Source organism: Pseudomonas sp. GOM7 (genome assembly GCF_026723825.1).
Taxonomy (GTDB): domain Bacteria; phylum Pseudomonadota; class Gammaproteobacteria; order Pseudomonadales; family Pseudomonadaceae; genus Aquipseudomonas.
Window position 1 is genome coordinate 4,798,034 of the sequence record NZ_CP113519.1, and the last position, 12,339, is coordinate 4,810,372.

At 63.7% G+C, this 12,339-nt stretch carries 15 protein-coding genes; 7 read left to right on the forward strand and 8 right to left on the reverse strand.

Annotated features, from left to right (window positions below; all coding sequences use genetic code 11):
* Window position 1: 1 nt before the first annotated feature.
* On the reverse strand, window positions 2-826 hold the full coding sequence (locus OU800_RS21230; RefSeq protein ID WP_268179324.1) for a hypothetical protein: 825 nt from the start codon (window positions 824-826) through the stop codon (window positions 2-4).
* The gene (locus OU800_RS21235; protein ID WP_268179325.1) at window positions 811-2,868 is read right to left on the reverse strand and encodes a type VI secretion system Vgr family protein; all 2,058 of its coding nucleotides are present in this window, start codon (window positions 2,866-2,868) and stop codon (window positions 811-813) included. Before OU800_RS21235 ends, OU800_RS21230 begins: the two co-directional genes overlap by 16 nt.
* A 221-nt stretch (window positions 2,869-3,089) precedes the next feature.
* Between OU800_RS21235 and metX the strand changes: the two genes are divergently transcribed.
* The 6 genes from metX (at window position 3,090) to OU800_RS21265 (ending at window position 7,482) form a co-directional block, all read left to right on the forward strand.
* A complete protein-coding gene (gene metX, locus OU800_RS21240; protein WP_268179326.1) occupies window positions 3,090-4,229 on the forward strand; it encodes a homoserine O-succinyltransferase MetX in 1,140 nt (379 codons plus the stop codon).
* A gap of 2 nt (window positions 4,230-4,231) precedes the next feature.
* On the forward strand, window positions 4,232-4,852 hold the full coding sequence (gene metW, locus OU800_RS21245; RefSeq protein ID WP_268184396.1) for a methionine biosynthesis protein MetW: 621 nt from the start codon (window positions 4,232-4,234) through the stop codon (window positions 4,850-4,852).
* 16 nt (window positions 4,853-4,868) lie between these two features.
* Window positions 4,869-5,285 carry a DUF4426 domain-containing protein gene (locus OU800_RS21250; RefSeq protein ID WP_268179327.1) on the forward strand — a complete coding sequence of 139 codons (417 nt, stop codon included), beginning with the start codon at window positions 4,869-4,871 and terminating at the stop codon, window positions 5,283-5,285.
* On the forward strand, window positions 5,282-5,875 hold the full coding sequence (gene rdgB / locus OU800_RS21255) for an RdgB/HAM1 family non-canonical purine NTP pyrophosphatase (protein ID WP_268179328.1): 594 nt from the start codon (window positions 5,282-5,284) through the stop codon (window positions 5,873-5,875). Before OU800_RS21250 ends, rdgB begins: the two co-directional genes overlap by 4 nt.
* Window positions 5,872-7,074 (forward strand): radical SAM family heme chaperone HemW, encoded by a 1,203-nt coding sequence (gene hemW, locus OU800_RS21260; RefSeq protein WP_268179329.1) that lies wholly within the window; start codon window positions 5,872-5,874, stop codon window positions 7,072-7,074. The genes rdgB and hemW overlap by 4 nt, the downstream gene beginning before the upstream one ends.
* An 84-nt stretch (window positions 7,075-7,158) precedes the next feature.
* Window positions 7,159-7,482: a DUF3392 domain-containing protein gene (locus OU800_RS21265; RefSeq protein WP_268179330.1), complete on the forward strand. Its 324-nt coding sequence runs from the start codon at window positions 7,159-7,161 to the stop codon at window positions 7,480-7,482.
* An 11-nt stretch (window positions 7,483-7,493) separates the two neighbouring features.
* Here OU800_RS21265 and OU800_RS21270 read toward each other — a convergent pair whose 3' ends face one another.
* Window positions 7,494-8,042 carry an AAA family ATPase gene (locus OU800_RS21270; RefSeq protein WP_268179331.1) on the reverse strand — a complete coding sequence of 183 codons (549 nt, stop codon included), beginning with the start codon at window positions 8,040-8,042 and terminating at the stop codon, window positions 7,494-7,496.
* A gap of 30 nt (window positions 8,043-8,072) precedes the next feature.
* On the opposite strand from OU800_RS21270, the gene OU800_RS21275 reads away from it, so the two are divergent.
* Window positions 8,073-8,501, forward strand: coding sequence for an N-acetyltransferase (locus tag OU800_RS21275; protein ID WP_268179332.1), 429 nt, complete (start codon window positions 8,073-8,075; stop codon window positions 8,499-8,501).
* A gap of 7 nt (window positions 8,502-8,508) precedes the next feature.
* On the opposite strand, the gene OU800_RS21280 is transcribed toward OU800_RS21275, so the two are convergent.
* The 5 genes from OU800_RS21280 to OU800_RS21300 form a co-directional block, all read right to left on the reverse strand.
* Window positions 8,509-9,852, reverse strand: a complete 1,344-nt coding sequence (locus OU800_RS21280; protein WP_268179333.1) for a DUF1329 domain-containing protein — start codon at window positions 9,850-9,852, stop codon at window positions 8,509-8,511.
* A gap of 164 nt (window positions 9,853-10,016) precedes the next feature.
* Complete coding sequence (gene trmB / locus OU800_RS21285) at window positions 10,017-10,733, reverse strand: tRNA (guanosine(46)-N7)-methyltransferase TrmB (protein ID WP_268179334.1); 717 nt, start codon at window positions 10,731-10,733, stop codon at window positions 10,017-10,019.
* A 68-nt stretch (window positions 10,734-10,801) separates the two neighbouring features.
* Window positions 10,802-11,596 carry a thiazole synthase gene (locus OU800_RS21290; protein ID WP_268179335.1) on the reverse strand — a complete coding sequence of 265 codons (795 nt, stop codon included), beginning with the start codon at window positions 11,594-11,596 and terminating at the stop codon, window positions 10,802-10,804.
* An 18-nt stretch (window positions 11,597-11,614) separates the two neighbouring features.
* Window positions 11,615-11,815, reverse strand: a complete 201-nt coding sequence (gene thiS, locus OU800_RS21295) for a sulfur carrier protein ThiS (RefSeq protein ID WP_268179336.1) — start codon at window positions 11,813-11,815, stop codon at window positions 11,615-11,617.
* A 101-nt stretch (window positions 11,816-11,916) separates the two neighbouring features.
* Window positions 11,917-12,288: a DUF423 domain-containing protein gene (locus tag OU800_RS21300; protein ID WP_268179337.1), complete on the reverse strand. Its 372-nt coding sequence runs from the start codon at window positions 12,286-12,288 to the stop codon at window positions 11,917-11,919.
* Window positions 12,289-12,339 lie beyond the last annotated feature (51 nt).

Consider the following 12,339-nt stretch of genomic DNA (forward strand, 5'->3'; position numbering starts at 1 on the left):
ATCAATCTGCCAATGCGGCGAGTCGCTCGACCTTGATATAGACCTTGTCCTGGCTGGCGAGAATATCCATGACATCGGCGCGCTCCCGCAGATGGGTACGCTGAGCTAGTGGCGTGACGGCCGTTAAATGGCGCCCTTGAGTGATGCCATAAGTTTCTAGAAGTGCCAGATTATCCAGCCAGGTGAGTAGCTGGCCGGGTAATGGGTCGTGGAAGTGGGTATGCCTGCCTTCGAGCCAATAGAGGCGCCGCATGGTGTCATGGACGGGCTCGATTCCATCGGCAAGGCTGTAATGCATCTGCTGGTAGGGTGCGTTGGCTGGCGCGCTCCAGCGGTACCAAGGTTCCTGACACTCAAGCAGATGCCGAGGAACTGGGCTGTATACCTCCAGCCAGGAACCAAACAAGGTGCCTGGCTCTGTCAGCGCCAGAGTCGCCCAGAGTTCGGGCAGCCAGTATGTAGCCAGGCTTTGTCCACCCGCATGATCATTGACCACCAGTAACCAACGGGCATGAGCCAACGCCGAAGTCTCGTCAGTAGCCACTATGGCGATACCCGCTCGATTTTCCAGGCACAGGGTGGCAGCCTGGGAAGCCAACTCAGTATCAACCTTGGCAGAGAACCAAAGAGGCCCGTCCTTCAAGAACTGTGGATAGTCCGTGCTTGCGAAGAGGTATTCGATTCGTACCAAGTCCCCCGTGGAGGCAAGCCGTGCGCGAGCGTCAGGGCTACGGCGCTGATCGATGATGAAAAACAGCTCACACCCTGGCGGAACGGCAAGAGGGCCACAAGCTGTGGCCTGCAGTTGACTCAGGCCTGCTGACATGTGCATGCCTCCCCGCGCGTACACGGCTTACCAGCCTTTTTGCCACACAAAGGTGTAAAACCGGGCAACAACTGCTTAGGCGCGGGAACCAGTAAGGCGCCTGGCCGATCTCTGTCCGCCGCGTTGGGCAGCAATGGCGCCAGTATCTTCAACCCCGAACCACTGCCCGGCGCCCCGCCCGTGTTCATCTTGATGGTCGCGCCGCTGATGGTCACGCCACTGGGGTCGAGCTTGACGAAGCTGCCGCCACCGGCTGCGGTCAGTTCCATACCAGCGTCGATGACGACCTTGCTACCAGCGTTATAGTGCAGCTCGTTGCCGGCCTCGATAAACAGGCCGCTGCCGATCTTGTTGTGCTGGGTAGTAGCGACGGTGAGATGGTCGTTGGCGCGTACTTCCACCTTGCGGTCGAGGTCGGTGGTGCGGTGTTCTTCAGCTTTCAGCTCGGTGTAGGTGTTGGCCTCGACGGTGTCGTGGCGCTCGTTGCCGACGCGGATCTTCTGGTCGTGTTCGATGTTTTCGTCCCAGTCGCGCTGGGCGTGGATATAGATCTGCTCGGCGCCCTTGCGGTCTTCGATGCGAAATTCGTTGTAACCGCCACCGCCTGGGCTGCTGAGGGTCTTGAACACGCTGCGGGTCTTGTTCGCCGGCAGGTCGTAGGGCACTACGTGCTCGGCGTGATACAGACAACCGGTGACCAGCGGCTGGTCGGGGTCGCCTTCGAGGAAGGTGACCAGCACTTCCATGCCGACGCGAGGGATGGCCACGCCGCCGTAGGCCTTGCCGGCCCAGTTGGAGGCCACGCGCAACCAGCAACTGGTCTTGTCGTTGCCCTGGCCGTCGCGATCCCAGAAGAACTGCACCTTCACCCGGCCATATTGGTCGCAATGAATCTCTTCGCCGGCAGGGCCAGTGACCACGGCAGTCTGGCTGCCCAGTACCTTGGGTTTGGGGTGTTCCAAGCCGGGGCGGAAGGGGATGTCCCAGGGGGTGGCGGTAAAACGGTTGCGGTAGCCCTGCTGGAAGCCGTCGCCCGGCTGGGTGTTGCTGGTAACCGACTCTTCCAGCACCTGTGGTTGCTTGCCTTCGTGGATCACTTCGGTGAGTAACCAGAGGTCGTTCCACGGCTGGCGCGGATGGCCGGTCAGGGCAAGGAAGTGGCCGCAGCACAGGTAGGCGTCGCTCTTGCCTTCGGCCAATTCGTAGTCGCTGCGCAGGCGTTCCAGGCTGCGCTTGGCCAGGTGCTTGCCGCGAGTACGGTCGGTGAAGCGGCCGGGGTAGTCGTACATTTCCAGGACGGGAAAGAATTCGCTGCTGTAGCCGGCTTCCATCTGCAGCTTGGGCTGCTCGAAGTCGTAGTCGCGCCAGGTAACCTGGGTGGTGCGAGTTTCCAGGCGCACGCCGAAGGCGCGCACCACTTCGTGGCTGGCGGCCAGGCCGCTGTCCTGCTGGTAGTTGAGCGGGTCGAGCCGGGGGAAGACGGTGGCGTCGTCGCCGAACACCAGGACGTGGCCGTCTTCGCTGTGCTGGAAATGGAAGCTGATGCCTTCCTCTTCGCACAAACGCTGGATGAAATACAGGTCGTTTTCGTCGTACTGGGTGCAGTAGATGCGTTCGGGGTAGACGTAGGGGCCGAACTGCATGCGGTAGTCGGTGCCTTCGAGCAGGCCGTGTTCTTCGAGCACGGCGGCGATGATCTGCGGCGCGGTCATGTGCTGGAAGATGCGCTGGTCGAAGCTGTGGCCGAGGTAGGCCAGGGTGGGGCGCAGGTCGATGTGGTAGCGGGTCAGGCGCTTGCCGGAGTCGCCCTGCTCGACGCCATAGATGATGCCGTGCACGCCCTTGCCGCTGGGGCCGAAGGCCAGGTAGGCGGGCTGGTTGATCAGGGCGTGGAGGTCGAGGTCGGCGCGCGGGCTGACCAGGTCGATCTCGAAGCGGTAGGGCTTGTTGAGCATTTCCCGGCCAGTGAAGGACAGCACTTGCAGGTCGCTGTCGACGGCGGGAATGGTCAGGGTGATATGCGCCTGGTTGGCATCCAGCATGCTGTGTTCTCCATCCATGAGTCGGGCAAGATCGGAGAGTGCCGGACACTGGATGAAGGTTCAATGCTGGCGGGGCGATAGCATGACCTCGTTCACGTAAAAGGTGCCGTGCCGCGATAGCCGGCGTCAGCAGCGTTCAGGCGGGCATGGTCTGCGAACTTGCCGCTGGGGGCGGTGCTCTTTAGACTGGCGCCCTCCCCCGATTCGTTAGCCACGCTCCCATGCCCACTGCCTTTCCCGAAGATTCCGTCGGCCTGGTCAGCCCCCAGGTATTCAAGTTCACCGAGCCGCTGGCACTGGCCTGCGGGCGCAGCCTGGCCGAGTACGAACTGGTCGTCGAGACTTATGGCGAGCTCAACGCCAAGCGCTCCAATGCCGTGCTGATCTGCCACGCCCTGTCTGGCCATCACCACGCCGCCGGCTACCACAGCCCGGATGATCGCAAACCCGGCTGGTGGGATAGCTGCATCGGCCCCGGCAAGCCCATCGACACCAACAAATTCTTCGTCGTCAGCCTCAACAACCTGGGTGGCTGCAATGGTTCCACCGGCCCCGGCAGTGCTAACCCGGCTACCGGCAAGCCGTATGGAGCGGATTTCCCGGTGATGACGGTGGAGGACTGGGTGCACAGCCAGGCGCGCCTGGCCGATCAGCTCGGCATCGCCCAGTGGGCCGCAGTAATCGGCGGCAGCCTCGGCGGTATGCAGGCCCTGCAATGGACCATCAGCTACCCGGAGCGCGTGCGTCACTGCCTGGCCATCGCCTCGGCACCCAAGCTGTCGGCGCAGAACATCGCCTTCAACGAGGTGGCGCGCCAGGCCATCCTCACCGATCCGGAATTCCACGGCGGGCACTTCATCGAGCAGGGCGTGATCCCCAAGCGCGGCCTGATGCTGGCGCGCATGGTCGGGCACATTACCTACCTGTCCGATGACGCCATGGGCGAGAAATTCGGCCGTGGCCTGAAGAGCGAGAAGCTCAACTACGACTTCCACAGCGTCGAGTTCCAGGTGGAAAGCTACCTGCGCTACCAGGGCGAGGAGTTCTCCGGGCGCTTCGACGCCAACACCTACCTGCTGATGACCAAGGCGCTGGACTACTTCGACCCGGCCGCTACCCACGACGGTGACCTGGCCAAGACCCTGGCCGTGGCCAAGGCGGATTTCTGCCTGATGTCCTTTACCACCGACTGGCGCTTCTCCCCCGCCCGCTCGCGGGAGATCGTCGATGCGCTGACGGCGGCGAAGAAGAACGTCTGCTACCTGGAGATCGACGCGCCGCAAGGCCACGATGCCTTCCTCATGCCGATCCCGCGCTACCTGCAGGCCTTCGGCAGCTATATGAAACGGATCGAGGTATGAGCATGCGAGCGGATCTGGACATCATTCAGGAGTGGATCGCCCCGGGCAGCCGTGTGCTCGACCTGGGTTGTGGCGACGGCGAGCTGCTGGCCTGGCTACGCGACAATAAACAGGTCTCCGGCTACGGCCTGGAGATCGACCCGGACAAGATCGCTCTGTGCATCGAGCGCGGCGTCAACGTCATCGAGCAGAACCTCGACCTGGGCCTGGGCAACTTCGCCAGTGACAGCTTCGACGTGGTGGTCATGACCCAGTCGCTGCAGGCGCTGCACTACCCGGACAAGGTGCTGGCCGAGATGCTGCGCGTCGGCAAGACCTGCATCATCACCTTCCCCAACTTCGGCCACTGGCGCTGCCGCTGGTACCTGACGACAAAAGGTCGCATGCCGGTGTCGGACTTTTTGCCCTACACCTGGTACAACACGCCGAACATCCATTTCTGCACCTTCGAGGACTTCGAGCGCCTGTGCCATGCTCAAGGTGCCCGCGTGGAAGAACGCCTGGCGGTGGATCGCGACCACCGCCACGGCATTGCCAGCCGCATCTGGCCCAACCTGCTGGGCGAGATCGGCATCTACCGCATCAGTGCGGCAGGCCTGGCCGGCCACCCCGTCGCGGTCTGACAACGAGGAGCCCATCATGCGTCGCATCATTCCCTTCCTCATCGCCCTGTGCCTGGCCCTGCCGGCCGCCGCCGAGCGCAAGCAAAGCTTCGGCGATCTGGACATGCACTACAGCGTGTTCAACTCCAGCTTCCTGCAGCCAGAGATCGCCAGCGCCGCCGGCCTGGTGCGCAGCAAGACCCAGGGCGTGGTCAACGTGGCCGTGCTCAAGGCCGGCAAACCCAGCACTGCCGTGGTCGCCGGTGAGATGAAGGATCTGCTGGGCAAGAGCACCGCCTTGAGCTTCCGCCAGGTCACCGAGGGTGACGCTATCTATTACCTGGCGCAGTTTCCATTCAAGACCCGCGAAGTGCTGAGCTTCACCCTGAACGTACGCCAGGGTGACGAGTCACACCGCATCACCTTCAATCAAGAGATGTTCCCGGACGAATGATGCCCTTCACCGAACTGGTACTGGCCAGCCACAACGCCGGCAAACTCAAGGAACTGCAGGCCATGCTCGGCGATGCCGTGCGCGTGCGCTCGATCGGCGAGTTCAGCCAGGTCGAACCGGAAGAAACCGGCCTGTCCTTCGTCGAGAACGCCATCCTCAAGGCGCGCAACGCCGCGCGTATCTCCGGCCTGCCAGCGCTGGCCGACGACTCCGGCCTGGCGGTGGACGCCCTCGGCGGTGCGCCGGGCATCTACTCGGCGCGATATGCCGATGGCCAGGGCGACGCGGCGAACAACGCCAAGCTGCTCGCCGCACTGAAAGACGTAGCGGATGCCGAGCGCGGTGCCCAGTTCGTCTGCGCCCTGGCCCTGGTGCGGCATGCCGACGACCCGCTGCCGATCCTCTGCGAAGGCCTGTGGCACGGCAGCATCCTGCACGAGGCGCGTGGCGAGCACGGTTTCGGCTACGACCCACTGTTCTGGGTGCCGGAAACCGGCTGCTCCAGCGCCGAACTGCCCGCCGAGCAGAAGAACCGCCTCAGCCACCGCGCCCGCGCCATGGCCCTGCTCAAGCAGCGCTTGGGGCTATGAAAGCTGCAAGCGACAAGCCTCAAGTTTCAAGTGAAAGCGGCTTGCAGCTTGCGGCTTGCGGCTTCGAGCTGCCGCCTCTGGCGGCCTACATCCATATCCCCTGGTGCGTGCGCAAGTGTCCCTATTGCGACTTCAACTCCCATGCCGCAGGGCCGACGCTGCCGGAAGAGGAATACGTCGACGCGCTGCTGGCCGATCTCGATAGCGACCTGCAGCACGTCCACGGCCGGCCGCTGAGTTCGATTTTCTTCGGCGGCGGCACGCCAAGCCTGTTCTCCGACCGTGCGCTGGGGCGCCTGTTGGAGAGCATCGAGCGGCGCATCGCCTTCGTGGCGGATATCGAGATCACCCTGGAAGCCAACCCCGGCACCTTCGAGCAGGCCAAGTTCAAGGGCTATCGCAGTCTGGGCATTAATCGCCTGTCCATCGGCGTGCAGAGTTTCCAGCAGACCAAGCTCAAGGCGCTGGGGCGCATCCACGACGGTGAAGAAGCCATTCGCGCTGCCGACATGGCCCGCGCCGCCGGCTTCGACAACTTCAACCTCGACCTGATGCACGGCCTGCCCGAGCAGAGCCTCGAGGACGCCCTGTTCGACCTGCGCACCGCCATCGCCCAGGCGCCCACGCACCTGTCCTGGTACCAGTTGACCATGGAGCCGAACACGGTGTTCTGGAGCCAGCCACCCACGCTTCCCGAAGACGATCTGCTGTGGGACATCCAGGAAGCCGGCCAGGCCCTGCTGGCCGCCGAAGGCTACGCGCAGTACGAAGTGTCGGCCTATGCCCGCCCCGGCAAGCAGGCCCGTCACAATCTCAATTACTGGACCTTCGGCGACTTTCTCGGCATCGGCGCCGGTGCCCACGCCAAGCTGAGTGCAGCGGACGGACGCATCCAGCGCACCTGGAAGACGCGCCTGCCCAAGGACTACCTCGACCCGGCCAAGGCCTTCCAGGCTGGCGAGCGCCTGCTCGAGGCCGACGAGCTGCCCTTCGAGTTCCTGATGAACGTGCTGCGCCTGAGCGATGGCGTGCCGATCGAGCTGTTCACCCAGCGCACCGGCCTGCCGCTCGCCCAGCTCGAGATGGCACGCCGCGAGGCCGAACGCCTGGGGCTGCTGCAAGCCGACAGCGCGCGGCTGGTGGCGACGGACAAGGGGCAGTTGTTTCTAAACGACCTGCTGCAGTTGTTCCTGGCCTAGTTCACCCACGGAGAGAAAGGAATCCGGTAGGCTACCGCGCTCGATTCGCACGGTCATCGCTCATACCGCACTCAAGGAGCCCGCATGGATCTGCTACTGGATCTGATCGTCACGCTTTCGCGCTGGAGCCGCAGCCACCTCGGCGACATCTCTCTGGCCATCATGGCCACCCTGCTGGTGCTGTTCGGCCCGGCCATCAACGCCTGGGTGCAACGCACCATCGGCAACCTCAACTTCGTGTTGCGCACCCTGCTGTTCGTGGTGTTCTGCGCGGTGGGCTATGGCCTGGCCATGATCTTTCTCACACCCTGGCTGGCCAAGGGCCTGGCGCAATTCAACAACTACACCCTGGCGCCGGTGCTGATCCTGATCTTCGCAGTGATCGGCATTCTGGCCGACCGCAACTAGCCTGCCATGGGTCAGGTCTGCAACCAGTCCAGCACGCGAGCAGCAAGTTGTTCCGGCGTCTCGTGAGTCGAGTCCAGGCGCAACAGCGGGCAGCTCAAGCGCTGGGCGATCCAGGCCTCATGCATGCGCAGGCTGCGGGTCTGCAGATCGCCCTGTTCGTAGCCCGCCGCCCAATGGAGAAAGGCCAGGCTCTGTTCATGCATATCGCCCCCTGGCTGAATGCGCTCGCCGTAGCGCTGTACCTCGCGCTGCTGCAGGCGCTGCATGCGTTCGGCATCATCCAGGCGCAGGAACAGTGCATGGCTGAACGAAGGGATCAAGGCCTCGCCCCAACTGCACAGCGAACCACTGAGCACCCAGGAGCAAGCCTGCGCAGCCTGCTCACGGATCAAGGCAACACGCTCTTCGGGCGGACGCTTGTGCAGATAAGGCGGCTCGCTGGGCTGCCAGTAGAAAGCGTCGGTGTCCAGGTGCAGCCAGCCGCAGTGCTCGGCCAGCGTGCGCGCCAGGGTGGTGGTACCAGCGCCGGATGCGCCGAAGATATGTAACCTGACCGCCATGGACTTCCCTCCCCCGAACTGGACTTCATCATGATTCGCACTTTCCAGCCAAACGACAGTGACGCCGTTCTCGACCTCTGGCTGGCTGCCTCGATCCAGGCCCACGACTTCGTTCCGCCAGCCTTCTGGCGGGAGCAGTTGCCGGCCATGCGCGAGCACTACCTGCCCAATGCCGAAACCCTGGTACTGGATGTCGAGGGGCAGATTCTCGGCTTTCTCTCATTGCACGAGCAACGCCTGGCAGCGCTGTTCATCAGCCCCGCCGCGCAGGGGCGCGGCCTGGGTCGAGCCCTGCTCGACGCCGCCAAGCAATGCCGCACAACCCTGGAGCTCGACGTCTACCGGGCCAATGCCCGAGCCGTGAATTTCTACCAGGCAGGCGGCTTCCGAGTGCTCGATGAAGGGCCTGACCCGCACACCGGCCAGGCGCAACTGACGATGCGCTGGCCAGGCCCATGATGCCGACTCAGTTGCCTGCGCGACGCAGCGCCTGTGGGGTGAAGTCGCGTGGCGTCAGCTTGGCGTTGAAGTCGTACATCGGCTCGTTGTTGTCCAGGCCATCGACGAAGTAGCGACCGCCCTTGAGGTCGTAGAGGGTTTCCAGCGTCGAGCCGAACATCGGCACCTCGTAATAGCTGATCGGATGCGCCTCCTGCAGGCCGATCAGCGCGCCGCTGCTGTCGTACAGATCGACAGCGAGGATCTGCCAGCTATCCTCGTCCAGGTAGAAACGACGCTTGCCGTAAGGATGGCTGAACCCCTTGCGCAACGTCGCCTCGACCACCCAGACACGGTGCAGCTCGTAACGCAGCAGCTCGGGATTGACGTGCTTGCTCTGCAGGATGTCGCCATAGGCAATGCCCTGCTGGTGCACCGCATAGCTGTTGTAGGGCATGAGCATTTCGCGCTTGCCCAGCAGTTGCCATTCGTAGCGATCCGGCGCGCCGTTGTAGGCATCCACCTGGTCGGCAGTGGCCATGCCATTGGTGTCCGGTTGCAGGCTGTCATAGGCCAGCATCGGCAAGCGCCTGACACGGCGTTCGCCACGGTTGAAGCGCCAGGCCTTGCGGATGGCCAGAACCTGATCGAGGGTTTCCTGTACCACCAGGGCCGAGCCGGCCAACTTGGCCGGCGCCGCTACCCGGTACTTGTAATAGAACAGGGTGTTGTCCAGATCCTTGGGGGTGACGCCCTCGCGCCCATAGAGGAAGTAGACGTTGCGCTCCAGTTTGAGCAGGTTGTAGCTGCCGTTGGCCAGCACGGCCGCCTGGTTGGTAATCATGCTGATCTGCTCGCCACGGTAACGCATGATGTGGTTCCAGATCGCCTCCTGGCCATTCTGCGGCAGAGGGAAGGGAATCCCGGAGGCCACGCCCTGCACGCCATTGCCGCCGGAAATCAGCTCGGCATTCAGCGCATTGAAGCGGGTGGCGTCGTAAATGCGCTGCGGTGCGGCCGCGCTGCGCCGAGTGGGGAACACCCGCAGGTAGAAACCGGGGTTCTGCTGCAGCAGGCTGTGCATGCCAGGCGGCAGCAAAGCCTCGTATTGCGCCAGGTTCTGGCTGTCGACCCGGTACAGAGGTTTGTCACTGGCGAAGGGATCCGGGTGGTGCATACCCACCTGATAACCGGCCGGCGGCGCGCTCACACCGCCGCTCCAGGCCGGGATGCTACCGGCCGCGTTGCCGGCCATTTCCCCACCCAGCGGCGTCAGGTCGCGGCCCAGACGCTCGGCCTGCGCCGCATCGACCTTGGCCTGAGCCTGTAGCGCCAAGGCGCTCAGCAACACAATGGAAACCGATCTCAACACAATGCTCTCCTCGCTGCGCCGAAAATCATCGCGCGGCTGTCGTATGACCACCCTTGAGGGTGGGCTTTATTGTTGTGTGCGGTGAGGAGCCGTCCTGGCTGTCGGGTGGGCCCGATCTGATGGTGCATCCTGCCGGTTCTGCTACTGATGGAGACGGGCAGTCGTCATGCCTGGCGCTGGAACTTGAGATCCCAGACACCGTGACCAAGGCGCTCGCCACGACGCTCGAACTTGGTCACCGGGCGCTCCTCGGGGCGCGGCACATAGGTGCCGTCGGCGGCCAGGTTGCGGTAGCCCGGTGCGGCGTTCATCACCTCGAGCATGTGCTCGGCGTAGTTTTCCCAGTCGGTGGCCATGTGCAGCACGCCACCGATCTTCAGCTTGCTGCGCACCAGCTCGGCGAAGGCCGGCTGGACGATACGGCGCTTGTGGTGACGCGCCTTGTGCCAGGGATCGGGGAAGAACAGCAGCACGCGATCGAGGCTGGCATCGGCCACGCAGTCGCGCAGCACTTCCAGGGCATCGCAGCTATAGACGCGCACGTTGCTCAGGTTCTGCGCCATCACACCGTTGAGCAACGCGCCCACGCCGGGCTTGTGCACCTCGACGCCGATGAAGTCCTGCTCCGGCGCGGCGGCGGCCATCTCCAGGGTGGAATGGCCCATGCCGAAGCCGATCTCGAAGGTGCGCGGCGCGCTACGGCCGAACACCTGATCGAAGTCACGCAGGCCCTCTTCCAGTTCCAGGCCGAACAGCGGCCAGCCTTTGTCGAGGCCGCGCTGCTGGCCCTCGGTCATGCGCCCGGCACGCATCACGAAGCTCTTGATGGTACGGCGCTGGCGACCGTCTTCGGTCAGTTCGGGCTGTTGGGTATCGGTCATGCTGGGCTCTTGTAGAGTGCTTTGCGACATGACGGGCCGGCGAAGCGGCCCGTAGCAAATCGTCATTCTTACTTGATCAGGCCATCCAAGGGGGAGGAGGCACTGGCATAAAGTTTCTTCGGCATCCGCCCGGCCAGGTAGGCCAGGCGACCGGCCTCCACTGCATGCTTCATGGCACGGGCCATCAGGATCGGGTCCTGGGCATGGGCGATGGCGCTGTTGAGCAGCACCGCTTCGCAGCCCAGCTCCATGGCGATGGTGGCATCGGAGGCGGTGCCCACGCCGGCATCCACCAGCACCGGCACCTTGGCCTCTTCGAGGATGATGCGCAGGTTGTAGGGGTTGCAGATGCCCAGGCCCGAGCCGATCAGGCCGGCCAGCGGCATTACCGCGATGCAGCCGATCTCGGCCAGTTGGCGGGCGATGATCGGGTCGTCGCTGGTGTACACCATCACGTCGAAACCGTCCTTGACCAGAATCTCGGCGGCCTTGATGGTCTCGATGACGTTGGGGAACAGGGTCTTCTGGTCGGCCAGCACTTCCAGCTTGACCAGCTTGTGACCGTCGAGCAGCTCACGGGCCAGGCGGCAGGTGCGCACGGCCTCGACCGCGTCGTAGCAGCCGGCGGTGTTGGGCAGGATGGTGTACTGCTCGGGGCTGATCACGTCGAGCAGGTTCGGCTCGCCAGGGTTCTGGCCAATATTGGTACGGCGCACGGCCACTGTGACGATCTCAGCGCCGGAGGCGGCGATGGCATCACGGGTTTCGTCCATATCCTTGTACTTGCCGGTGCCCACCAGCAGGCGCGACTGATAGGTACGGCCAGCCAGGGTAAAGGGCTTGTCGTTGCGAACTGGGCTCATGGAAAACTCCTCGTGAGGTCAACCGCCGCCGATGGCATGCACCACTTCCACCTGATCGCCTTCGGCGAGCAGGGTGCTGGCATGCTGGCTGCGTGGAACGATGTCCAGATTGAGCTCCACCGCCACCCGACGCCCGACCAGATCGAGACGCTCCAGCAGGTCGGCGACGCTCTGGTTGTCGGGCAGCTCGAAGGCTTCACCATTCAAGCGAATATGCATGGCGGCTGGCTCACAACTGTGGAGAGGGGCGGCATTCTAGCCCGAGAGCGGGCCACGACCAAGGTCAAAAGACGTCAACGGTCACCGGGCACGAGGCCCGCTCACACCAGCCTCCAGGCAGCCAGCCCCAGGCACAGCCAGCCGACGAGAAAGGCCACGCCACCGAAGGGGGTGATGATGCCCAGCTTGCCGATGCCGCTGAGCGTCAACAGGTAGAGACTGCCGGAAAACAGCAAGATCCCGAAGGTGAAGGCGCCGCCGGCCAGGTTGACCAGGCGTCCAGGAGCATGCAATGCCAACAGGCCGATGCCGAACAGCGCCAGGGCGTGGATCAGTTGGTAATGGGTGCCGGTCTGGAAGACCACCAGGTAATCGGAGCTCAGCCGATTCTTCAGGCCATGGGCGGCAAAGGCCCCGAGGGCGACGCCGGTAAAGCCGGCGAAGGCGGACAACAGCAGCCAGAGACGAGCCATGCAACCTCCCATGAATGAAATGAACGGCTATGCCGTGCAGTGTAACCCCTT